The organism is Sphingobium sp. ba1 (assembly GCF_000743655.1).
Taxonomy (GTDB): domain Bacteria; phylum Pseudomonadota; class Alphaproteobacteria; order Sphingomonadales; family Sphingomonadaceae; genus Sphingobium.
Map to the genome: position 1 here is coordinate 1200576 of NZ_JPPQ01000069.1, position 22058 is coordinate 1222633.

The following is a 22058-nucleotide window of genomic DNA, read 5'->3' on the forward strand; positions in this document are numbered from 1 at the left end:
GCTTTGGCATGTATGCGCCGATGCGGATCGACCATCATGGCTGGCAATTGGCGCTGGCGCTGACCATGCTGGCCGGGGTGATCGACACCAACCGGCTGCGCGGCGGCATCATGGCCGGGGTCAGCAGCGCGCTGTCGATCGCGATCGGTATGGAGATGATCGTCTATCTGGCGGCGGGCGGCGGGCTGATCGCGCTGCGCTGGGTATTTCGCGACGGTGCCGAGCGGCGGATGCTGCCCTATGCGCTCAGCCTCGGTGGCGCGACCTCGCTCTGCTATCTGGTGTTCGCCAGCACCGCCAATCGGGAGCAGGTCTGCGACGCACTCTCGCCGATCTGGGTGGCGGTATTCGGCGCGGCATCGGCGGGCATGGTGCTGCTGGCGCTCGCCCCCTTGCGCGGCTGGATGGCGCGGCTGGGTGCAGGCGTCATCGTGGGCGGCGCAGTGGCGATCTTCTTCTGGCTCAACTGGCCCCAATGCCTCAGTCCTTATCAGATTTCGCCCGAACTGGAGCGGCTGTGGCTCGCCAACATCCGCGAGGCCAAGCCGATCACCGCGCAGGCCCAGTCGATGGTGGTGCCGTTACTGGCGATTCCGCTCGCCGGGCTCGTCGGGCTGCTCTGGGCCTTGTGGGATGCGCGGCGCGACGCTGAGCGGCTCTGGGCCTGGGCCACCGTGGGGCTGATGATGGTCTTCGCCATCGCTTTGCTCTTCTGGCAGCTGCGCGCGGGGCCAGCCGCGCAATTGCTGGCGATCCCGCCTGCCGCCTGGGCCGCGCATCGTCTGGTCGTCGTCATCCTCACTGGATCACGCCGGGCCAGGATTGCGGGCGGGGCAGGGGTGGCGTTGCTCGTAGCGATCGCCTGCGCCTATCCGCTCTATCCGCAGGCGTTGAAACTCTATCAACAGGCGACCGGTAAGACGCCGCGTCCCTGGCGCCCGTCCGCCGTGGCGCGCAACGATGCGATCAAGAAAGCGAACGGGCGCTGCCGGACCCAGCCTGCGCTCGCGGTGCTGGATCAACTCCCGCCCGCGACCATCTTCACCATGGTCGATCTGGGGCCGCGCCTGATCGCGACCACACATCATAGCGCGCTCGCCGGACCCTATCACCGCAACGGCGCGACGATCCTCGACATCCACCACGCTTTCGACGGCCCGGCGCGCGACTTCCGCGCTATCGCGGCGAAGCATCATGCGACCTATCTGCTGGTCTGCCCCTGGTTTCCCGAAGGCACCATCTATCAGTCGCGCAATCCCACGGGCTTCTATGCCGACCTGATGCGCGACAAATTGCCCGACTGGCTGGTGCCGGTCACGCTGAACACGGGCATGACCTTGCCCTATCAGCTCTACCGCATCGACTATTCAGCGCCGGGCGGCGAAAAAGTCCCGCAACAGCGCTGAGGCCTCCGCTTCGGCCAAGCCGCCATAGACGTCCGGGCGGTGCAGGCATTGCGGCTGGGCAAAGAGGCGCGGTCCTTGCTCGATCGCGCCGCCCTTGGGATCGCCCACCGCATAATAAAGCCGGGCGATTCGCGCGTGAGAGATTGCCCCCGCGCACATCGGGCAGGGCTCCAGCGTGACCCACAGGTCGCAGCTGGTCAGGCGAAAGTCATTGAGATGCGCCGCCGCCGCCCGCATCGCCACGATTTCGGCATGGGCGGTCGGATCGCAATCGCGCCGGTTGCGATTCTCGCCCTCACCGATGATCGCGCCATCCCTGGTCACGACGGCGCCGATCGGCACTTCACCCGCCGCCTCGGCCAAACGGGCAAGATCGAGCGCACGGCGCATCGGGGCGGGCAAGGGAAAGGGCGGAGCCATGGCTCCGCCCGTTACAGGATCAGGCAGGGGAGGGGAAGAATCAGGGCTTCTTGACGTCTACCGTGGGCACTTCGACGGTTTCGGTGCGGCTGCCGACATCGACCTTGGCGACATTGGCCTCATATTTGGGCAGCGTGCCTTCCTTGACCGCGATCTGCGGCAATTGCCCATCGCGCGTCTTTTGCAGGTCGATAAAGCCCGTGGCGATGCCCCCGGCCAGGACCAGCAGGATAACGACGAGTAGACCACCAATGAATCGCATTTCGACCTCCCTTAGGATAACAACGGCTCAACGCAGGCCTCACCCAAAGGGTTGCATCCAACGCGCGCGGGTTGACGGGAGCCACGAATCCCATTATCGGCGCGACTTTCCGAACGAACCCGAATTACAAGGTTGATTGACTATGTCGCGCATTTGCGAGCTGACCGGCAAGGGTCGCCAGGTGGGTCACAATGTTTCCCACGCCAATAACAAGACCAAGCGGGTGTTCCTGCCCAATCTGCAGAATGTTTCGCTGATCTCCGAAACGCTGGAATCCAGCTTCAAGCTGCGCGTGTCGACCCATGGTCTGCGTTCGGTCGAACATAATGGCGGCCTGGACAACTGGCTGGTCAAGACCAGCGACGACAAGCTGTCGCTCAAGGCCCGTCGCCTCAAGCGCGATATCGTCAAGAAGCAGGCTGCCACCGCCGCCTGATTTCTATCGATTCGTTTCGGCATAAGAAGCGGCCCCGCAACGGGCCGCTTTTTTGCGTGATGGACTTTCGGCCTACGATCACCTGATGGTTGAGGGCGGACCGATCACTTTTTTTTGCCCGCGCCCCGGCCCGCGATACGGTCGAGGGCGCGGCGTTCGGCTTGGCTTGCACTATTGTAGGTCTCTTCGCTCGCCAATTTGCGCCAGCGCTCCAGACGCGTGCGCTCAAGCTGTCCGCTGGCGATAGCGGTCTGAACCGCACAGCCTGGTTCGACATCATGGGTGCAGTCGGAAAAGCGGCAATGGTCCGCCATATCGACGATGTCGTCGAAAACCTCCGCAATGCCGGTTCCCGCATCGACCAATTGCAATTCCCGCATGCCAGGCGTGTCGAGTAACCAGCCGCCACCTTCCAGCCGGTGCATCTCGCGTACTGTGGTCGTGTGCCGCCCTGTATCATCGCCCTTGCGGATGGCCTGCGTCGCTATGCTATCGGAACCGCGAAGGCTGTTCACCAGCGTCGATTTGCCGACGCCCGATGACCCCAGAAGGGCGACCGTCTGGCCCTTTCCACACCATCTGGAAAGACGCGCGACACTGTCCCGATCCCGCCCGTCAATGGCCTCGATCGCCAACCCCGGCTGCAAATCTCGAACCGCGGCCACGAAAGAGTCTGGCGTATCCGTCAGGTCGATCTTGGTGAGAATAACGACCGGTTGCACGCCGACCTCCCGTGCCAACACGAGATAGCGTTCCAGCCGCGGGGCGCTGAAATCTTGATTGCAGGAAGCAACGACGAATAGCGTGTCGACGTTCGCCGCGATCAATTGCGTCCTTTTATCGTGGCCGGCCGCGCGCCGTTTGAACAGGTTTGCGCGTTGCAGGACATGTTTGATCTCAAACGTGGCATTGTCGATCAGCAACCAGTCGCCGACCGTGGGATGTTCTTCGGCGATCGTGGCATCGGCGATATGGGGTGAGATCAGCCGCGTCGTTCGCTCACCGGCCACCGCGATCTTGCCGCGATGAACGGCCATGACTCGGACGGGATGGCATCCCGCAGCCTCATGGGCCGCCATCTGCGCGCTGAAAAAGGACCGCCATCCAAGCTCTTCCAAAGTCTCAGTCATTATGTCCACATATCCATCGCGCCGTTCCTGGCTTTTAATTCCCATGGGCTGTGCGCGGCTACCAAAACAAGATGTTTAAAATAACGCCGTCTCCGTCGCGCATGGTGGAGGCCGTCGAACGATCAGCCGTAAAATTCGCTCTCGATCTTTGAAAGCGTGTCGAAGCCATCGGCGATATGGCCACGCATGGCGGCTTCGGCGCCTTCCGCATCGCCCGCCAACAGCAAGGCGACCATTTTCTTGTGATCGGCGTTAGCGGTGCGCAGGCGGCTTTCGTCGTAGAAGCTTTCGAACAATAGCCGGTGGATGGGGACGTTCAGGCGCTTGAGCAATTCGGCGATGACGCTGTTGCCGGACCCCTGCACGATGATCCGATGCCATTCGAGATTCAGCCGGCCAAAGCGGTCGGGCGCGCGATCGATCACGCACTGGTCCAGTTGATCCTGCACCGCGCACAGTTGGCGCTTATCTTCGTCCGAGGCATGGCGCGCAAAATCCGCGGCGCAGATGCCTTCCAACGCGATGCGGGCGCGATAGATTTGCGCGACTTCCTCCAAGCCCGTGCTCTTGACGGAGGCACCGCGAAACTCCTCGATCTGGACAAGGCCTTCCCCCTCCAGACGTTGCAGCGCCTCGCGCACCTTTGACCGGCTGGCCCCAGTCTGGCGGATGATGTCGACCTCCACGAGCCGCTGTCCCGGCGAAAAACGCCCGTTTCTGATGCGGTTGCGGACCCAGTCCGCCACTTCCACGCCCGTTGGCGCGCGTTTTTCCATACCGTCCATAGGCTGATAGTCTCGCCATCGAACAATATTGTCAACAATATTGTCAGCGAGTTTTTGGTTGCATCAGCCTGCCTGATCGCTGATGAAATTGTCAACAATAGGAGAGAGCGATGCAGGCGGCGCGATCGATCGCAATGCTGGCGGCCTTGGGGGTCGCCATGCCGGGGCTGGCCAGGGACTATGCCGATGTGCAGCGCAGTTCGGTCTATGTGCCGGTGCGCGATGGCACGAAGCTGGCCGTCAACCTGTATCGCCCCAGCGACAAGGACAAGGTCGCGGCCGAAAGGTTGCCGGTGATCTTCGTCTTCACCCCTTATCGGGCACGGTTTCGGGACAAGGATGGCGCGATCAAGGAAGTCGCCCTGGACGACCGGCTGGCGTTACGATCGTTGATCAGGGCGGGCTATGTCGTCGCTGTCGCGGATATTCGCGGCAAGGGCGCGTCCTTTGGTCGCCGTCACGGTTTTCAGGACAGGACCGAAGCGCGTGACGGCCATGATCTGGTCGAATGGCTGGCGCGGCAGCCCTTTTCCAGCGGCAAGGTCGGCATGATCGGTTGCTCCTATCTGGGCGGCACCACCTTTCACACCGCCACCACCGCGCCACCATCCCTCAAGGCCGTGTTCGTCGGTGCGTCCGACCTCGACAAATATGCTTTCGTTCGGCGCGGCGGGATCACAGCACAATTCAACACCCGGCCGGACGAGCCGCTGAGCGACGATCTGGCGAGCCTGCCGGTCGATGGCGACCGCGACGGCGCGCAATTCCAGGCGGCGGTGCAGCAACATGCGAAGAACACGCCGATGGCGGCGCTATGGTATGGCATGCCGTATCGCGACAGCGTGTCGCCGCTGACCGGCAACGCCTTCTGGGAAGAGGTCGGCGTCTATCGCTATCTCGATGCGATCCGGCAGGCGGGGATCGCCACCTATTTCTGGAGCAACTGGCAGGACGAACCAACCGCCCAGTCGATCCTGAGCGCAGCGAACATGGCGGGATCGAAGTTCCTGGCCGGGCCGGGCAGCCATTGCGTGCCGCCGCCGGGGTTCGACTTTACCGGAGAGGTCGTCCGCTATTTCGACCATCATCTCAAAGGCGTCGCCAATGGCATCGCCGCCGAACCGCGCGCGACCTATTGGGTCGAGGGGCTGGACGGCAAGGGCGGCTATGTACGGTCCAACGCCTTACCGGGCGAGACCGCCAAGCCGATCCGCTGGTTTTTCGACGCAGGGCGGAGCGGCACGGCCCGGTCAGTCAATGACGGACAACTGGGCACCCAGACGGGCAAGGCGGGTACGGACCGGTTTACCGTGCGCTACGACCTGCCGCCCGCCGACTATTTCGCCTTCTGGGCCAAGCCGATGGACGACAAGGGGCTGAGCTATACCAGCGCGCCCTTGGCCAAGGCGACCAAACTCATCGGCTATCCGGTTGTGCGGTTACGCGTTTCGGCGGACAAGCCCGACGCCAATATCTTTGCCTATCTCGACCAGGTGGCCGCCGACGGCACGACGGAAGTGGTCGCCTTCGGGCGACTGGCCCTGTCGCACCGCAAGACGGGCAAGCCACCCTATGAGACGATGGGCCTCCCCTGGCATTCTGGTTTGCGCACCGATGTCGCGCCATTGCCGCCGGGGCAGCAGGCGGACCTGGCGATCGACCTGACGCCGGTGTCGCGGGTCGTGCCGGCCGGGGCGCGGCTGCGCGTGACGATCGCGGGCGCAGACCCGCGCCAGCGCAACCTCAAGGATATCGAACAGAAACCCGCACCGGTCATCACCGTGCAGCGGGGCGGAACGAGGGCATCGTGGATCGAACTGCCGATCGCGGATTGAACGACGGCGCAATGATAATGGCCGCGCAACGCGGCGAGGGAGGATGGCATGAACAGGAATCGTAAAGGTGGGATCAGCCTGCGGGCGGCTTTGCAGATCGGCTGCTGCGGGATCGCTGTAGGTCTATCAGCTGTGGCGGCAGCGCAGGAGGAGGCGAGCACCGCCGACATCGTCGTCACCGGCAGCCGCGTGCGCGGCGCGGCCCCCGTTGGCTCCACCGTCACAACGCTCGGCCGGGCCGAAATGGAAGCGTCCAGTGCCGTCACGGTCGATCGCATGATCAAGGAAATTCCGCAGGTCTTTGACCTTGGCGTGTCGGAAAATTCACGCGGCCAATCGGGCGGCAGCGGCAACATCACCTATGGCAACTCGGTCAATCTGCGCGGTATCGGCCCCTATGCCACGCTGGTCATCATCGACGGCCATCGCGTGACCAACAACAGCAGGTCGATCGACCCCTCGGTCCTGCCCTCTCTGGGTGTCGAGCGGATCGAGGTCGTGGCGGATGGCGCATCGGCCGTCTATGGGTCGGATGCCGTGGCTGGCGTGGTCAATCTGATCCCGCGCCGGTCGCTGGACGGGGGCGAAGTCTTTGCCCGGTCGGGCATCGCCTCACGCGGCGATTTTCATGAAACGACGCTGGGCGCGGCCATCGGCAAGGTGTTCGACCGCGGGCAGATCATGGTCGCCTATGAGCATGTCGAACGATCGAACCTGAGCGGCGATGACCGGTCCTTCTTCACGAGCGACCAGCGAGCGTCAGGCGGCGGCGATTACCGGATCGCGCGCTGCGCACCCGGCAACATCAATGCCAATGGCACCACCTATGCCATTCCGACAGGTGGCGTGACGCAGGCCAATGCGGGATCGCTGGCGGCAGGCGCGATCAACCGGTGCGATGAGCTGGCCAATCAGGATTTGATGCCGGAACAGAATTATGACTCGGTCAACAGCACGGGCCGGTTCGAATTTAACGATTGGCTGAGCGTCTTCTATGATGGCTTTTACTCCAAACGGAACTTCTATCGCCAGTCGGCCTATTCCAACGCCCGGCTGACCGTGCCGCAGACCAATGCCTTTTTCGTGCGGCCCGCAGGCTTTACCGGCACCAGCTATACACTCGATTATAATTTCCGCGACGACGTGCCGACCAATGACAGTTTCGGATCGGCCGAAAGCTGGCAGATCACGCCCGGCGTGCGCGCCAAGCTGCCCCATGATTGGGAAGCCGAAGCCTTGTTCGGCTATGGCAAGACCAATGATTTTTCCGGTTCCTATCATGGCATCAACAATGCAGCGCTCAACGCGGCACTGGCGAGCAGCGATCCTGCGACGGCGTTCGATCCCTATGGGCTGGGACGCACCAGCGAGACGCTATTGGCGACGATCGCCAACCAGATATTCCTCGCCCCCACCAATGGTCGCCTGAAAACCTATGAGGCCCGGCTCAACGGACCGCTCTTCACCCTGCCCGGCGGCGCGGTGAAGCTGGCGACGGGCTATGAACGGCAGGATTTCACCGTTGCCTTGGGGTCTGCGCGAGGCGCGCCGACCAACCCGATCACCTTCCGCCATTTCGGCCGCAAGGTGGATTCGGTCTATGGCGAACTCTACATCCCCATTTTCGGCGCGGACAATGCGATGCCGGGGTTCGAGCGGCTGGAACTGAACGCAGCGGTGCGCCACGACAAATATAGCGACGTCGGATCGACCACCAACCCCAAATTCGGCATCAATTGGCAACCGGTGCGCTGGGCCAAGCTGCGCGCCAGTTACGGCACATCCTTCCGCGCGCCGACCATCCCGGAAATCTATGGCAATTCCAACAATATCTTCGGCCAGAACTACCAGAATCCGGCGGGTGGCGCGCCGCTGCAGGGCTATGCCCTGTCCGGTCCCAATCTGGACCTGAAACCCGAAACGGCAACGACCTGGTCGATCGGTGCGGACTTTGATCCTTTGCCCAACCTGCGTTTCGGCATCACCTATTGGGACGTCAAATATGAAAATCAGGTGCTCGCCAATCTGTCGAACCTGACCATCCTCGGCAATGAAGCGGAATATGCCGGGACCGACATCATCCTGCGCGGGGCGGCCGCGGCGGCGCGGGTACAGGAATTGCTGGCGCAGGGCGTGGCGCTGGCAGGCGGCTCCTTCCCCGGTGGCGATCCGGCGAACGTCACGCTGTTCGTCGACGGGCGCAGCCAGAATCTGGGCGTATCGGTGACGCGCGGTATCGATTTTACCGGCACCTGGAACACCCGGCTGGGCGCGAAGGACGCGTTGACGGTCAATATATCCGGCACCTATCTGACCAAATATAATGTCGCCGTGACGCCTGCGGCGCCTCTGGTCGATCGGCGCAATGTCATCTTCAACCCGTTAAAGCTGAAAGCGCGCGCAAGCGTGACATGGGATCATGGTCCGTTCAGCGCACGAGTGCTGGCGACCCATGTCGGAGGCTATCGCAACAATCTGTCGAGGCCGGTGCAATCGGTAAAAAGCTATACGCCGGTCGATCTGACGCTGAACTGGAAGGTGGGCGATCAACAGGCTGACGGCTTCTTCGAAAAGGGACTCGTGCTGGGGCTGGAGGTGCGCAACATGTTCGATATCGCGGCGCCCTATGTGAACCTGGCGCCCAATGGCAATGGCGGCGGCGGCTATGACGCGACGGCGAGTGACCCGATCGGGCGGCTGTTCGCGGTCAGCGTGCGCAAGTCCTTCTGACGCGGAGCGGATGACAGCGTGACACAGGATGCGATCTCGATCGTGCTGGCAGGCGATCTGGTTCTGGACGAGCCGGATGGTGCCTATTGGCTGGCCGGGATCGCGCCCGCGCTGCGCGCTGCGGACCTTTCGATCGGCCATTTGGAGGTGCCGCATACGGTGCGCGGGGCGGAGTTGAAAGGCGATGTCCCCGCACCCGGCGCACCGCCCGAAAATCTGGCCGCCATTGCCGATGCGGGCTTTGCCATGCTGAGCCTGGCGGGCAATCACATCGCGGATTGCGGGGCGGAGGGCATCGCCGATACGATAGCGGGACTGGATACGCTGGGCGTGGCGCATTCCGGCGCGGGGCTGACGCTCGCCGCAGCACGCGCACCGGCCATCGTCACGCGCGGCGGACATCGGATCGCACTGCTCAGCTATAATTGCGTGGGTCCGGTCGCAAGCTGGGCGAGCAAGGATAAAGCCGGATGCGCCTGGCTGCGGATCGAGACAGCCGACGGCGCGCCGATCGCGCCAGCGGCCGCGCTCGCCAAGGTGACGGACGAAGCACGCGCCATGCTCAAGGGCGACATTGCCGCCGTTCGGGACCAGGCCGACATCGTGCTGGTCGCGCTACACAAGGGCATCGTCCATACCCCCGTCCAGTTGGCACCCTATGAGCGGGCGGTGTCGCATGCCGCGATCGACGCGGGCGCGGATGTCGTCATCGGCCATCACGCCCATATCGTGCGGGGCATCGAATTTTACCGGGGCAAGCCGATCTTCCACGGGCTTGGCAATGGCTGCGTCGTGACGAGCGCGCTCAGCCCGGCGCAGGACCATCCGGCGCGGGCGGAATGGGCGGCGCGGCGGCGGACTTTGTTCGGGTTCGAACCCGACCCGGCCTATCCGCTCGCGCCTTTTCACCCCGAAGCGGTCAATGCCTTTCTGGGCCATGTCACATGGGATGCGGACCGGACCATCGGGGTCCGCATCATTCCGGTCGATGTCGAGCCGCCCGGTCGTCCAACACTAGCGTCGGCGACGCGCGCGGCGGAGATTTGCGCCTATGTCGAACAGATCACGCACGCTGCCGGGCTTCCGGCGATCACAATCAGCAACGACGGTCGGGTCGAAGAGGTGACTGCATGAATGCTGCCAAGACCATGATGATATGGACGGGCGGGGTCGCTTTGATCATCGCAGCCGCGCTCAATCTGCTGGCGGTGATCGGTCGGCACACCGGCCTGCCGCTCAAGGGCGCGATCGAACTGGTGCAGGTCGTCGTCCTGATCGGCGGATCGCTGGCGCTGGTCGCCGCGACGCTGGGCCGCAACCATGCGCGCGTTCACCTGATCCTCGATCGGCTGACCGGCAGGAACCGCGATGTCGCCGAATGGGTCTGCACCGCGCTGTCGATCCTGTTCTACCTGATGCTGCTTGGCGGCTCCTGCTGGCTGGCCGTTGATCTGTGGGGCAGCCAGGAGGTGAGCGAACTGGTCGGTGTGCCCTGGTGGGCGATGCGCGCCTTCCTCAACGTCACGCTGGTCGTCATCATCGCGCTGCTTGTCCGCCAACTGGTGGAAGGGCGCCGACCATGATCCTCGCAACGCCCGAAACCGGGCTGATCGGCCTCATCCTCCTGTTCGCCATGCTGTTGTGCGGCGTACCGATCGGCGTTTCGCTGGGCCTTGTCGGCGTCGGCGGCCTGATGGTCGCACTTGGGCCGGAGGGGGCACTCATCAAGGCGGGCGTCGTCGTGGTCGAGACGCTGACCCGCTATGAACTGGGCACATTGCCACTGTTCATGCTGATGGCGCACCTCTTCTTTGCGGCCAATGCCAGTCGGGATCTGTTCGATGCCGCCGCCAAGATGATTGGCCATCGACGCGGCGGCCTCGCCTATGCGTCGATCGGCGGCTGCGCCGGTTTTGGATCGATCAACGGTTCCAGCCTGGCGACGGCGGCGACCATCGGCCTGGTCGCGCTGCCCGAAATGCGCCAGCGCGGCTATAGCGATGCGCTGGCGACCGGTACGGTCGCCGCCGGTGGCACATTGGGCCAGATGCTGCCGCCTTCGGGTGCGCTCATCGTCTATGGCATCATCGCCGAACAATCGATCGGCACGTTGTTCACCGCCACCCTCATTCCCGGCATTTCGCAGATGCTCTTCTATTGCCTCGTCGTGTGGCTTCTCGTGCGCTGGCGTCCTTCGATCGCGCCGCCGAGCGAGCGGGCGAGTTGGGCAGAGCGCGGCCGGGCGATGTTGCGCATCGCCGACATGCTGCTGCTCTTGGCCGTGGTGCTGGGCGGGATCGTACTGGGCTGGTTCAGCCCATCGGAAGCCTCCTCTATCGGTACGGCGGGCGCGCTGGCCATTACCGCATGGCGGGGGCGGCTCAACCGGGAGGTGCTGTTCCGCGCGTTTTCCGAAACCTTGCGGACGGCGGGTCTTATCTTCCTTGTCATCATCGGCGCGATCATCTTTTCGGTCTTCATCAGCGTGACCGGGCTGACCGAAGCGGTCGGTACTGCCGTGTCGGCCATGGACATGGGCACCATCCCGACCCTGCTGGTCGTCGCGCTGCTTTTGCTGCTGCTGGGGTCGGTGCTGGATGGGCTGGCATTGATGCTGCTGACGACGCCCATCCTGCTGCCGATCGTCGAAGGGGTGGGCATGTCGCCGATCTGGTTCGGCATCTTCATCACCCGCGCCATGGAGATCGGCTTCGTCCATCCGCCGCTGGGGATGAACCTCTATGTCATCCAGGGGGTAGCCAAGGACGTGCCGTTGGGACGGATATTCAAGGGCGTGCTGCCCTTCCTCGGCAGTGATCTCATCCACCTGCTTCTCATCATCCTTTTCCCGGCCATGGCGCTGTGGCTGCCCACTGTTATTGGACAATGACCATGATTGCCTATGTCGGCCCCGACCTGCCGCAAGATGTGCTGACCGCCACGGGTGCCTGTTCCGGCCCGGTGGGATGGAATGTCGATCGGCCCCTTCCGGCGGCGGATCGCTGGCTCGAAAGCAAATTTCCGCTCTGGACGCGGTCCATCCTGCAGGATTGGGCGGATGGCGCGCTGAATGGGCTGGACGCGGTGCTCTTCTCGCGCGGTGACGATGCAGCGCAGCGGCTCTATTATTATATCTGCGAATTGCGGCAGCGGGGCGAGATTGCTGGTCCCGAACCGATGATCTTCGACACCGCCACGATCCAGCGCGCCAGCAGCGTCGCGCATATGGGCAAGGCGATCAGACGACTGGCCGAACGCCTCGGCATCGACGATGACGCGCTGGAGCAAGGGATCGTGGCGACCAACGCGCTGCGGCTTGCCGCGCCGCAAGTCTGTGGCGACGCGCCATTGTGCCTGCTGGGGGGCACACCGCCGCCCGATGCCCGCATCCATGCGATGATTGAGGCGGCCGGATGGCGCGCGGCCGGACCGACGCTGGCGCAAAGCTGGCAGAATCCCAGCGACCTTCGCGTGGACGAAGGCAGCGGCGATCCATGTGCCGCGATCGCACGCCATTTGCATGAGGCCGCGCAAGGCAGCCGGGCCTTTCGCGATCATGCCGACGCACTTGCGGCGCAAGCGCGGCACACCCGCGCATCGGCGGTCCTGTTATGGTTCGCGGAAGAGGATGAGGCACGCATCTGGCACTTGCCCGCGCTGCGGGACGCACTGGCCGACGCCAATATACCGACGCTCATCCTCACCCGCCGCGACTGGCGCGCGAACGATGGGGTGGCAGAGGAGATTGCGATATTTTTGAAGGAGTTAAAGGCATGACCCCGCTTGCAGGTCATCGCGTCGCCACATTGGGCGGCATGGCGGACCGCCCGCTGGCGCGCTTCCTGGCGTCGCTGGGCGCTGAACTGGGCGGAGGGGTCGAAAGCGCGTCCTTCGTCATCGACGATCTCGGCTTGGAAAGCCTGAAAGACGTCGCGATACCGGAGACGGCTGTGCATGTCTCGGTCACCACCTTCGGGTCGGGCGGGCCGCGATCCGGCTGGAAGGGTGGCGAGTTCGTCGCGTCGGCCATGGGCGGGGCGCTGCGGGTGACGGGTGAACCCGACCTCCCGCCGGTCAAGGAAGCGGGCGATGCCTGCACCTTCCATGCGGACATGGTCGCGGCGAGTGGTGCGATGGCCGCTCATTATGCACGCGGCACGCATGGCAAGGGGCAGCATGTCGACATATCCATCCAGCAGGTAGCCTTCAGCCGTAATTTCAACGGGATATTGTGCTGGCAATTCGACCGGCGCAAACTGAAACGGGTCGGCGGCGCGCTCGCCTATGGCAAAGCGACGGTGCGTGCGATCTGGCGGCTGGCCGATGGATGGTGTTTCCATTCGCTGATGACCGGGCGACTGGGTGCGCCCGCCAATCAGGCTCTGTCCGACTGGATGGATGCCGTCGGCGCGCCCAATCCGCTGCACGGCACCGATTGGCTCAGCTATAACCGTTCCACCCTGCCCGCCGACACGCGCGCGGTGTGGGAAGCAGCCATCGACGCCTTCTTCCGGTCGCGCACCAAGGCGGAGATCGCGACCGAAGGGCTGCGGCGGGGGATCAATGCCTGTGTAGCGAACGAACCGGCCGATGTGCTGGCGGACCGGCATCTCGCCGCACGCGGCTTTTTCGACACGCCATCGGGCCTGCCGGAACGATTTGCCGCGATCCGCGCGGGTTCGGCGGTTGCCGCGCCTGCCATTCATACAGGCGATCGGCCGGGGCCATTGGCAGGTGTCCGGGTACTTGATTTCGCCTGGGCACTGGTCGGGTCGATCACGACCAAGACGCTGGGCGACCTGGGCGCGGAGATCGTGAAGATCGAAAGCCGCACGCGCCCGGATCTTGCCCGGTTGGATGTGCAGGTGTCCGCATCGCAGCCCGGCAATTGGGACGACAAGCCCTGGTTCGCCCATCTCAACTCGTCCAAGCGTAGCCTGTCGCTCAATATGAAGAAGCCGGAGGCGCGCGAACTCATCGATCCGCTGATCGACTGGGTGGACGTGGTGGTCGAAAATTTCTCGCCGGGCACGATGAAGAAGCTGGGGCTGGACTATGACGCGCTTTGCCAACGCGATCCGGGCATCGTGATGGTGTCGGGCAGCGTGTTCGGGCAGACCGGGCCGCTGGCGCAGGAATGGGGCGTCGATGGCACGGGTGGCGCCTTGTCGGGGCGCACCTTCCTGACCGGCTATCCGACGCGAGACCCGGTGATACCCGGCGCCGTGCCCTATGGTGATGTGATCGTGCCGTTCGTGATGGCAGGGGCCGTGGCAGCCGCGCTCCAGCACCGGCGCGAAACGGGACGTGGCGCGCATATCGATGCATCCATGTATGAAATCTGCGTGCAGCAGATGCGCGATAGCCTGTCCGCCGCGCGGCGCGGCGAGCGACCGCAACGGTCGGGCAATGCCGATCCGGGCGTCTTCTTTCAGGATGTGTTTCCGGCACGCGGCGAAGACCGCTGGGTCGCGATCAGCCTGTTCGATGAGGCGGATCGCGTGCGCCTGCACGCGATGACCGGTCCCGATGTCGCGGCATGGACCGCGCAGCGCGAGGACCATGCCATCGCCTCTACCCTTCAAGCGGCCGGTATCGCCTGCGGCGTGGTGCAGGATTGTGAGGATATGATCGACCTTGATCCGCAACTGGCCGGACGTGGCGCGCTGGTGACGCTCGATCATCCGATCCTGGGACCGTTCGGCCATATCGCGACCCCCATTTCCCTTTCCCGCGACAGGTTCGCACCCTTCCGCGCGCCTGGCATGGGTGAGCATGCCCATGCCATCGCCCGGACCCTGTGCGGGCTTGATGATGCGCGCATCGCCGAACTGGAAGCGGCAGGAGTTTTTCAATGAACGACATAATAGCCCCCCGCGCCACCGGTCAGCGCAGCCGCAAGGATCTGGCCTGCACCTCGGTCGCCAGCGCGTATCAGAAGCAATTTGGCGCGGACCTCAAACGGCGGGTCGTGGACGAAGGCGAACCCTTCGCCATCGTCCAGGCCGACACGCCGCACGAGATTTTCCATGTGATGGACATCCCCATCATCACCAACCAATGGTGGTCGGCCTATATCTCCGCCAAACAATTGTCCGGCCATTATTTCGACGTGATGGCGCGGCATGGCTATCCTGAAAACAGCTGCAAATATTGCTCGCTTGGCCTGGCCTGCACGCTGGCGAACGATCCCAAGACCGCGCCCTGGGGCGGATTGCCCAAGCCAACCGTGCTGGTCGCGCGCCTGACCTGTGACTGCATCCAGCATGTCTTTGGCCAATGGGCACAGGCGCTGGGCAGCGAATTTTTCCCGATGGAAGCGCCGGCATGGGAGCATAAGGAGGCCCATTGGTTCCAGCATAGTCGCAGCGCGTGGCGGCGGGTCTATGAGCCGGATCGCATCGCGCTGATGGTCGCGGAAATGCGCGATCTCATCAGCTTGTTGGAAAATCGCACTGGCCGCCGGTTCGACGAGGCGAAGCTGCATCACCTGATGGAGCGGATCAACGAACAGGAAGGCTATATCTGGGAAGCCGCGCAGGCGATCGGCAGCGCGCGCCCCTGCCCGGTGTCGATCGCCGAACAAATGCCCAATACGATGATTCCGCAATGGCATCGCGGGTCGGACTGGGCCGTCGCCCATGCCAGGCGCTTTCGCGACGAAGTCATGGAACGGGTGGCGAGCGGCGCGGGTGCGGCCGACAATGAACGCGTGCGGCTGATGTGGATCGGCGCGGGCGTGTGGCATGATCCGGGCTTTTATCAGGCGCTGGAAGAGCGACTGGGCGCGGTCTTCGTCTGGTCGATGTATATGCCCTTTGCCGGGCCACAATATATTCGCGAGTTGCAGGGCCAGCCGATGGATGCGCTGGCCAGCCGCATCTGTTCGATGAACGAAGTGCTGCATCTGCCGCCATGGATGAACGGGTGGATGACCAGCGAGGCGGAACGGTGCGGCATCGATGCCTGCGTCATCCTGCTGCCGCCCGACAACCGCCTGTCGCAATCGGGCACGAAACTGACGGCGCTTTCACTGGAAGCAGCGGGCGTTCCGGTGCTGGCGATCGACGCGGACATGGTGGATGCGGCCAATTGGAACCATGACGCGATGGTCGCGATGGTTGCCGACTTTCTGGCCGCGCGGGGGCTGGCGTGACGCTCCGCGCGCTGCTGTCCCTGTTGGTGCCGCTGTGCCTGATGACGGCGTGCGCCCGGCCGCTACCGCCCGGTGTGACGGAACTGACTTATGCGACGCCCTACAGCCCGAACCATCCGTTCAGCAAAGCGGACAAGGCATGGATGGAATTTGTCGAACACAAGTCGCAAGGGCGCATCCGCATTCGGCCGATCTGGTCGGGCGCGCTGCTGTCGTCGGACATGTCGATGGAGGAATTGCGCTATGGCGTGGCCGATGTCGGCCTCATCACGCCCATCTATGTGCGCGGCGGCACCCATCTGATCCGCATCCAGACCGGTTTCTACAGCGGAGCGGACAGCATCGACTCGCAGTTGAAACTCTATCGCTGCATCGCCGCGGCCAACCCGCAGATCGGCCATGAATTGCACGGGCTAAAGGTGCTAGCGGTCCAGGGCGGCTCGCTCGCCGGGATCGTCACGACCGACCGGCAGGTGCGCAATCTGGCCGACCTGCGCGGGCTGCGGCTGCGCGCGCCCACCGAATTGCTCACGGTGCTGGAGTCGCTGGGCGCGGACCCGGTCAACATGCCGATGGCGGATGTCTATTCGGCGATGGCCAAGGGGGTGATCGACGGCGTGATCGCGCCGGGCGACACGTTCAAGTCGCTGCATTTCGCGGAAGTGGCCAGCCATTATAACAACCTCGCTATCCCGCGTGGTGCCTATCCGGCAAGAGCGATAGGGCTGACACGATGGAACCGGCTGAGCGAGGCGGAGCGGGCGATCCTGACGCAGTCGCAAGCGGTGTGGGAGGATGCGCTGTCGCGCGAAATCCATGCGGCGCTGGTCAAGGGGCTGGAGGAAGCCAAGGCGCAGAAGGTGACGATCTCCGGCATGTCCGCACAGGAACAGGCGCGCTTCGATGCCCTCTATCTGCGCGATTCCGAAGGCAATGCCCGCAGCCTGTCGCGGTTTGGCATCGACGGGATGCAGGCGTTCCGAACGGCGCGGGCGGCAGTGCGCGGGCGCGACGATATACAGTGCGGAGGGAAGATATGACGCCTTTGATCGTGATCGCGGCGATGGCAACGATGATCGTCGGCACCGCATCGGCGCAGCCGACGCAGGACAAGGTCGCGCGCCGGATCGGCGATCCTGCAGGCACGGGGCGATGGCCTGCGGTCGCGGAAGGCTTTGCCGACGCGCCCGGCTATACGCTGTACCGTCCCGCCACATGGCCGCGCGAACGATTGCCGTTGGTCCTGTGGGGCAATGGCGGCTGCCGCGACAATGGCCTGTCGGCCAGCCATTTCCTGCGCGAAATCGCCAGTCACGGCTATATCGTGATCGCCAATGGCGCCCCACGCGAAGAACAGCCGCCGCTGACAGCCTTGCCGAACGAGGATGATGCGCCTGCACCGGTGGGGCCGCCACCGGCCAAGGCCGACGAAACGCAGGTGGATCAGTTGCTGGCGGCGATCGACTGGGCGACGCAGGGCATCCATCGCGATCATGTCGATGCACAGCGCATTGCGGTGATGGGGCATAGCTGCGGCGGATTGCAGGCGCTGGCCGCAGGCGCTGATCCGAGGATCGACACGGTCGTCGCATTCAACAGCGGGGTCTATAACCGGCCCGGCGGCGGTCTGAGCGGTGTCTGGATCACCAAGGATGATTTGAAGAAGCTCCACATGCCCGTTGCCTATATATTGGGCGGGCCATCCGACATCGCCTACCCCAATGGGAGCGACGACGTGGCGCGACTATCGCATGTCCCCGTCTTCTACGCGAACAAAGATACGGGGCATGGCGGCACATTTTCGCTCGTCAATGGCGGGGATTATGGTCGGGTCGCGGTCGGATGGCTCGACTGGCAATTGAAGCAGGATGCCGGTGCCGCCGCGATGTTCGTCGGTGCGGACTGCACCCTTTGCCAAGACCCCAGTTGGTCCATCATCCGCAAGCAATTCCCGGAGCAACCATGAACAAGCCGCTCGCGGGCATCCGCATCGCCGATTTCAGCCATGTCATGGCCGGTCCCTACGCCTCGCATCTTTTGCGTCTGATGGGGGCGGAGGTGATCAAGATCGAGCCGCCGCAGGGCGACAGCTTCCGGTCCTACAATGTCGATCCACGGTTCGAGGGCATGTCCCCGGCATTCATCGCCGCCAATGCGGGAAAGAAATCGATCGCCCTTGATCTGAAACAAGCCGACGATCTTGCGATCGCCCAGGGTATCGTGTCGCGCTGCGACGTCCTGCTCGAAAATTTCCGCCCCGGCGTGATCGATCGACTGGGGCTTGGCTATGATGCCGTCCGCGCGTTGAACCCGGACATCATCTTCTGCTCGGTATCGGGCTATGGGCAGGACAGTCCGCAACGGGACTGGCCCGCGATCGACAATATCGTCCAGGCTACCAGCGGCATGATGATGCTGAGCGGCGAAGAGGGCGATCCGCCTGTCCGCGTCGGCTTTCCCATCGTCGATACCTTGACCGGCCAGACTGCCGCCTTCGCCATCCTCTCTGCGCTGATCCGGCGCATGCAGGGTGACGGCGGCAGTTTCATCGACGTCTCCATGTTCGACGCCAGCCTGGCGTTCATGACGTCGGCGGTGACGCCCTTCCTGGTGACGGGGCGCGCGATGACGCGCATGGGCAATACCGGCTATAGCGGCCTGCCGACCGCATCGCTGTTCACGGCAAGGGACGGCCGCCAGGTGTCGCTGGGCGTCGTGCAGCCCAACCAGTTCGCCGCCCTCGCCCGCTTCACCGGCCGCGAGGATTGGTTGCGCAATCCGCTCTTTGCCACGCCGGAGGCGCGACGCGCGAATTTCGACGCCATGAAGGCGGAGTTGGAAACGGTCATCGCCACCCGCGACGCCGCTGATTGGGAAGCGGGCATGAGCGCGGCAGGCATACCCTGCGGCATGGTCCGCCGCGTGGACGAAGCCGCAGCCCTGGCGCGGCCGGACGCCTTATTGTCGTTCGATGGTCTCGGCGGGCCGGATGGCGCGATCCGCGCGCCAGGTGCTGGCTTTCGCCTGACGCCAGGCGCGCAGGAGGGCCAAATGCCGCCCCGACTGGATGAACATCGCGATGAAATATTGGATTGGCTCGGCGTTGCCGACGATCGATAGCCACGGATATCCGCGTTAACCGGCTATATTTTGTCCCATCGATATCAGGTCGTCGCTCCCTTCAAATCCTCAGAGCAACCAGTGGCGCAGGCCTAAGGATAGCAGCCCAAGGGCCGCGATGCTCGCGGCCCAGATGCCGATGAACCAGCCGATTTGGCGTAGCTGTTTACGCATCAGTGATAGCCATCGCTGCCGACCTTGCCGCGGAACACCCAATAGGCCCAGGCGGTGTAGGCGAGGATGATCGGGACGAGTACCGCGCCGCCGACCAGCATGAAGAGCTGGCTGCGATAGGGGGCGGCGGCTTCCCAGATGGTGACGCGCTCTGGTATCACATAGGGCCAGATCGAAATGCCAAGGCCAAGCAGGCACAGCCCGAACAGGGCGAGCGCCCAGAGGAAGGGCTGCGCGTCCTTGCGTTGGGAAAGGCTGCGGTAGAAGAGCGCGGTGACGATGATCGTCGCCAGCGGTACTTGCGCGGTGGCCAGCACGCCGGGCCAGGCCAGCCAGCGGCTTTGATAGCTGCCCTCCAGCGTCAGCGTGGCCAGGCTCACCGCGCCGATCACGACCAGCATGACGATGCCCAGCCGCCCGGCATAGGTCACGGCCTGGCGCTGCAAGCCGCCCTCGGTCTTCCAGTTGAGCCAGCAGGCGCCGAGCAGCGCATAGCCGACCATCAGGCCAAAGCCGGTGAGCAGCGAGAAGGGCGAGAGCCATTCCCACCAGCCGCCCGAATAAGCGCGGCCTTCGACACTGATGCCCTGCAGCAAGGCACCCAGCGCAATCCCTTGGGCAAAGGTGGCGACGGCGGACCCGCCGGTGAAGGCGCGGTCCCACCAGGCGCGATGCGCGGGATCGCGCCAGCGAAACTCGAACGCGACGCCGCGCAGCACGAGGCCGAGCAGCATGGCGATTAACGGCGCATAAAGGGCGGGCAGGATGATGGCATAGGCGAGCGGAAAGGCGGCAAGCAGCCCGCCGCCGCCCAGCACCAGCCAGGTTTCATTGCCGTCCCATACCGGCGCGATGCTGTTCATCGCGGTGTCGCGGTCCTTGCCCACCTTGAACAGCGGGAAGAGCAGGCCGATGCCGAGGTCGAACCCGTCCATCACGACATAGGCGATGATCGCAAAGCCGATGATGGCGGCCCAGATGACGGTCAGGTCGATCATGCTTCGCCTCCTTCGATGGCGGGTGCGGGGGTGATGCCTGCGGTGCGGATCGGCGCGCCGTCCAGCGTGCTTTCATGCGCTTCGGGCGGCTTCTTCATCAGGTGCAGCAGATACCAGATGCCCATGCCGAAGACGCTGAAATAGACGATGACGAAGGCCAGCAGCGAGGCCGCAACCGCGGGCGCATCCAGCGGTGAGGCACTTTGCGCGGTGCGCAGCAGGCCGTAGACGGTGAAAGGCTGCCGCCCGACTTCGGTCACAATCCATCCCGCCAGCACGGCGACGAACCCCGATGGCCCCAGCACCAGTGCGGCGCGATGCAGCCATGGCCAGTCATGCAGCTTGCCGCGCCAGCGCGCGATCAGGCTCCACAGGCCCAGCCCCAACATCGCAAAACCGATGCCGACCATGACGCGAAACGCCCAGAAGACGATCCCGACCGGCGGCTGATCGGCTTCCGGCACGGTGTCGAGCCCCTTCATCGGCGCATTGAGGTCATGCTTGAGGATCAGCGACGATGCCTTGGGAATGGAGACTGCATAATCGACCCGCTTGTTGGCGCTGTCGGGGATGCCGAACAGGATGAGCGGCGCGCCGTCGGGGTGGCTGTCATAATGGCCTTCCATCGCCATCACCTTGACCGGCTGATGCTCCAGCGTGTTGAGACCGTGCATGTCGCCCGCGAAAATCTGGATCGGCGCGACGATCGCCGCCATCCACATCGCCATGGAGAACATGGTCCGCGCGCCGGGGTTGGTCCGGTCCTTGAGCAGATGCCAGGCCCCCACGCCGCCGACCGCAAAGGCCGTGGTCAGATAGGCGGCCAGGACGGTGTGAACCAGGCGATAGGGGAAGCTGGGGTTGAAGATGATCGCCATCCAGCTGGGTCCGGGCAGGAACTGGCCGTTCGCGCCGATCTCGTAACCGGTCGGCGTTTGCATCCAGCTGTTGACCGACAATATCCAGAAGGCGGAGATGAAAGTGCCGATGGCGACCGCGCAGGTGGCGGTGAAGTGCAGCTTGCGCCCGACCTTGTTGATGCCGAACAGCATGACGCCCAGGAAACCGGCCTCCAGGAAGAAGGCAGTCAGCACTTCATAAGCCATGAGCGGGCCGATGACCGGACCCGCCTTGTCGGAGAAGACCGACCAGTTGGTGCCGAACTGATAGGACATGACGATGCCCGACACGACGCCCATGGCGAAGACGACGGCGAAAATCTTGAGCCAGTAGCGGAAGAGATTGGCATAGACGCCCTTGCCGGTGGCGAGCCACAGCCCCTCCAGCACCATCAGGAAACTGGCGAGGCCGATCGAAAAGGCCGGGAAGAGGAAATGGAAGCTCACCGTGAAGGCGAACTGGGCGCGGGCGAGGATCAGGGCGTCTAAGGAGTCGAACATTGGACATGTCCTTTCGCCCGATCTTGTACCAGATGGGCAGGGATAAAGAGATAGGTCAGATTGTCAGAGGCCGGGCAGGAAGGCAGCCGCGCTGCGCCAGAGCATGTAAAGGGCGACGACGAAGATCAGGATCGCAAAGACGGTGGTCAGGCGCCCGGTCTTGGCCCCCAGCCGCTCGGCCAGCCGCGTGCCGCCGACGCTGCCGA

At 64.0% G+C, this 22058-nt stretch carries 20 protein-coding genes; 13 read left to right on the forward strand and 7 right to left on the reverse strand.

The genetic code is table 11. The annotated features are described in order from the left end of the window. Nucleotides 1-1406, forward strand: a 1406-nt coding sequence (locus tag IL54_RS08880) for a hypothetical protein (RefSeq protein WP_076605560.1), incomplete at its 5' end; no start/stop codon positions are given. Here the strand turns inward: IL54_RS08880 and IL54_RS08885 are convergent. Next, complete coding sequence (locus IL54_RS08885; protein ID WP_037474913.1) at nucleotides 1368-1826, reverse strand: nucleoside deaminase; 459 nt, start codon at nucleotides 1824-1826, stop codon at nucleotides 1368-1370. The two genes, IL54_RS08880 and IL54_RS08885, sit on opposite strands and share 39 nt — an antisense overlap. A 40-nt stretch (nucleotides 1827-1866) precedes the next feature. Continuing rightward, nucleotides 1867-2088, reverse strand: coding sequence for a hypothetical protein (locus IL54_RS08890; protein WP_037474915.1), 222 nt, complete (start codon nucleotides 2086-2088; stop codon nucleotides 1867-1869). Nucleotides 2089-2230: 142 nt separating this feature from the next. On the opposite strand from IL54_RS08890, the gene rpmB reads away from it, so the two are divergent. After that, the gene (rpmB, locus tag IL54_RS08895; protein ID WP_037474916.1) at nucleotides 2231-2524 is read left to right on the forward strand and encodes a 50S ribosomal protein L28; all 294 of its coding nucleotides are present in this window, start codon (nucleotides 2231-2233) and stop codon (nucleotides 2522-2524) included. Nucleotides 2525-2628: 104 nt separating this feature from the next. Here rpmB and rsgA read toward each other — a convergent pair whose 3' ends face one another. Further along, nucleotides 2629-3654, reverse strand: coding sequence for a ribosome small subunit-dependent GTPase A (gene rsgA, locus IL54_RS08900; protein ID WP_237236491.1), 1026 nt, complete (start codon nucleotides 3652-3654; stop codon nucleotides 2629-2631). Nucleotides 3655-3776: 122 nt separating this feature from the next. Further along, nucleotides 3777-4439, reverse strand: a complete 663-nt coding sequence (locus tag IL54_RS08905; RefSeq protein ID WP_076605482.1) for a GntR family transcriptional regulator — start codon at nucleotides 4437-4439, stop codon at nucleotides 3777-3779. A 110-nt stretch (nucleotides 4440-4549) separates the two neighbouring features. On the opposite strand from IL54_RS08905, the gene IL54_RS08910 reads away from it, so the two are divergent. The 11 genes from IL54_RS08910 to IL54_RS08960 are packed head-to-tail and all read left to right on the forward strand — an operon-like array spanning nucleotide 4550 to nucleotide 19280. Then, entirely contained in the window at nucleotides 4550-6274 is a 1725-nt protein-coding gene (locus tag IL54_RS08910; protein WP_037474917.1) for a CocE/NonD family hydrolase, read from the forward strand. A gap of 48 nt (nucleotides 6275-6322) precedes the next feature. Continuing rightward, nucleotides 6323-9004, forward strand: coding sequence for a TonB-dependent receptor domain-containing protein (locus tag IL54_RS08915; protein ID WP_076605483.1), 2682 nt, complete (start codon nucleotides 6323-6325; stop codon nucleotides 9002-9004). Nucleotides 9005-9022: 18 nt separating this feature from the next. Then, nucleotides 9023-10138 (forward strand): CapA family protein, encoded by a 1116-nt coding sequence (locus IL54_RS08920; protein ID WP_037474922.1) that lies wholly within the window; start codon nucleotides 9023-9025, stop codon nucleotides 10136-10138. Beyond that, nucleotides 10135-10587, forward strand: coding sequence for a TRAP transporter small permease (locus IL54_RS08925; RefSeq protein ID WP_037474923.1), 453 nt, complete (start codon nucleotides 10135-10137; stop codon nucleotides 10585-10587). Before IL54_RS08920 ends, IL54_RS08925 begins: the two co-directional genes overlap by 4 nt. Next, nucleotides 10584-11894 (forward strand): TRAP transporter large permease, encoded by a 1311-nt coding sequence (locus tag IL54_RS08930; protein WP_037474926.1) that lies wholly within the window; start codon nucleotides 10584-10586, stop codon nucleotides 11892-11894. The genes IL54_RS08925 and IL54_RS08930 overlap by 4 nt, the downstream gene beginning before the upstream one ends. Then, nucleotides 11891-12781 carry a hypothetical protein gene (locus tag IL54_RS08935; protein WP_037474929.1) on the forward strand — a complete coding sequence of 297 codons (891 nt, stop codon included), beginning with the start codon at nucleotides 11891-11893 and terminating at the stop codon, nucleotides 12779-12781. The genes IL54_RS08930 and IL54_RS08935 overlap by 4 nt, the downstream gene beginning before the upstream one ends. Then, complete coding sequence (locus tag IL54_RS08940) at nucleotides 12778-14862, forward strand: CaiB/BaiF CoA-transferase family protein (protein ID WP_037474931.1); 2085 nt, start codon at nucleotides 12778-12780, stop codon at nucleotides 14860-14862. The genes IL54_RS08935 and IL54_RS08940 overlap by 4 nt, the downstream gene beginning before the upstream one ends. Beyond that, entirely contained in the window at nucleotides 14859-16160 is a 1302-nt protein-coding gene (locus tag IL54_RS08945) for a 2-hydroxyacyl-CoA dehydratase subunit D (protein WP_037474934.1), read from the forward strand. Before IL54_RS08940 ends, IL54_RS08945 begins: the two co-directional genes overlap by 4 nt. Continuing rightward, the gene (gene dctP / locus IL54_RS08950; protein WP_237748826.1) at nucleotides 16157-17200 is read left to right on the forward strand and encodes a TRAP transporter substrate-binding protein DctP; all 1044 of its coding nucleotides are present in this window, start codon (nucleotides 16157-16159) and stop codon (nucleotides 17198-17200) included. The genes IL54_RS08945 and dctP overlap by 4 nt, the downstream gene beginning before the upstream one ends. Next, on the forward strand, nucleotides 17197-18126 hold the full coding sequence (locus tag IL54_RS08955; protein ID WP_037474937.1) for an alpha/beta hydrolase fold domain-containing protein: 930 nt from the start codon (nucleotides 17197-17199) through the stop codon (nucleotides 18124-18126). Before dctP ends, IL54_RS08955 begins: the two co-directional genes overlap by 4 nt. Beyond that, on the forward strand, nucleotides 18123-19280 hold the full coding sequence (locus tag IL54_RS08960) for a CaiB/BaiF CoA transferase family protein (RefSeq protein WP_037474939.1): 1158 nt from the start codon (nucleotides 18123-18125) through the stop codon (nucleotides 19278-19280). The genes IL54_RS08955 and IL54_RS08960 overlap by 4 nt, the downstream gene beginning before the upstream one ends. A 69-nt stretch (nucleotides 19281-19349) precedes the next feature. Here the strand turns inward: IL54_RS08960 and IL54_RS22895 are convergent, their stop codons facing one another. The 3 genes from IL54_RS22895 to IL54_RS08970 are packed head-to-tail and all read right to left on the reverse strand — an operon-like array spanning nucleotide 19350 to nucleotide 21852. Next, complete coding sequence (locus tag IL54_RS22895; protein WP_076605484.1) at nucleotides 19350-19454, reverse strand: DUF2474 family protein; 105 nt, start codon at nucleotides 19452-19454, stop codon at nucleotides 19350-19352. Continuing rightward, nucleotides 19454-20452: a cytochrome d ubiquinol oxidase subunit II gene (cydB, locus tag IL54_RS08965; protein ID WP_037474943.1), complete on the reverse strand. Its 999-nt coding sequence runs from the start codon at nucleotides 20450-20452 to the stop codon at nucleotides 19454-19456. Before cydB ends, IL54_RS22895 begins: the two co-directional genes overlap by 1 nt. Further along, on the reverse strand, nucleotides 20449-21852 hold the full coding sequence (locus IL54_RS08970; protein ID WP_037474946.1) for a cytochrome ubiquinol oxidase subunit I: 1404 nt from the start codon (nucleotides 21850-21852) through the stop codon (nucleotides 20449-20451). Before IL54_RS08970 ends, cydB begins: the two co-directional genes overlap by 4 nt. Nucleotides 21853-22058: the final 206 nt, after the last annotated feature.

Coding starts and splice junctions, on each gene's coding strand:
- IL54_RS08885 (WP_037474913.1), bottom strand. CDS start 1,826: ATGGCTCCGCCCTTTCCCTTGCCCGCCCCGATGCGCCGTGCGCTCGAT.
- IL54_RS08890 (WP_037474915.1), bottom strand. CDS start 2,088: ATGCGATTCATTGGTGGTCTACTCGTCGTTATCCTGCTGGTCCTGGCC.
- rpmB (WP_037474916.1), top strand. CDS start 2,231: ATGTCGCGCATTTGCGAGCTGACCGGCAAGGGTCGCCAGGTGGGTCAC.
- rsgA (WP_237236491.1), bottom strand. CDS start 3,654: ATGACTGAGACTTTGGAAGAGCTTGGATGGCGGTCCTTTTTCAGCGCG.
- IL54_RS08905 (WP_076605482.1), bottom strand. CDS start 4,439: ATGGACGGTATGGAAAAACGCGCGCCAACGGGCGTGGAAGTGGCGGAC.
- IL54_RS08910 (WP_037474917.1), top strand. CDS start 4,550: ATGCAGGCGGCGCGATCGATCGCAATGCTGGCGGCCTTGGGGGTCGCC.
- IL54_RS08915 (WP_076605483.1), top strand. CDS start 6,323: ATGAACAGGAATCGTAAAGGTGGGATCAGCCTGCGGGCGGCTTTGCAG.
- IL54_RS08925 (WP_037474923.1), top strand. CDS start 10,135: ATGAATGCTGCCAAGACCATGATGATATGGACGGGCGGGGTCGCTTTG.
- IL54_RS08930 (WP_037474926.1), top strand. CDS start 10,584: ATGATCCTCGCAACGCCCGAAACCGGGCTGATCGGCCTCATCCTCCTG.
- IL54_RS08935 (WP_037474929.1), top strand. CDS start 11,891: ATGACCATGATTGCCTATGTCGGCCCCGACCTGCCGCAAGATGTGCTG.
- IL54_RS08940 (WP_037474931.1), top strand. CDS start 12,778: ATGACCCCGCTTGCAGGTCATCGCGTCGCCACATTGGGCGGCATGGCG.
- IL54_RS08945 (WP_037474934.1), top strand. CDS start 14,859: ATGAACGACATAATAGCCCCCCGCGCCACCGGTCAGCGCAGCCGCAAG.
- IL54_RS08955 (WP_037474937.1), top strand. CDS start 17,197: ATGACGCCTTTGATCGTGATCGCGGCGATGGCAACGATGATCGTCGGC.
- IL54_RS08960 (WP_037474939.1), top strand. CDS start 18,123: ATGAACAAGCCGCTCGCGGGCATCCGCATCGCCGATTTCAGCCATGTC.
- IL54_RS22895 (WP_076605484.1), bottom strand. CDS start 19,454: ATGCGTAAACAGCTACGCCAAATCGGCTGGTTCATCGGCATCTGGGCC.
- cydB (WP_037474943.1), bottom strand. CDS start 20,452: ATGATCGACCTGACCGTCATCTGGGCCGCCATCATCGGCTTTGCGATC.
- IL54_RS08970 (WP_037474946.1), bottom strand. CDS start 21,852: ATGTTCGACTCCTTAGACGCCCTGATCCTCGCCCGCGCCCAGTTCGCC.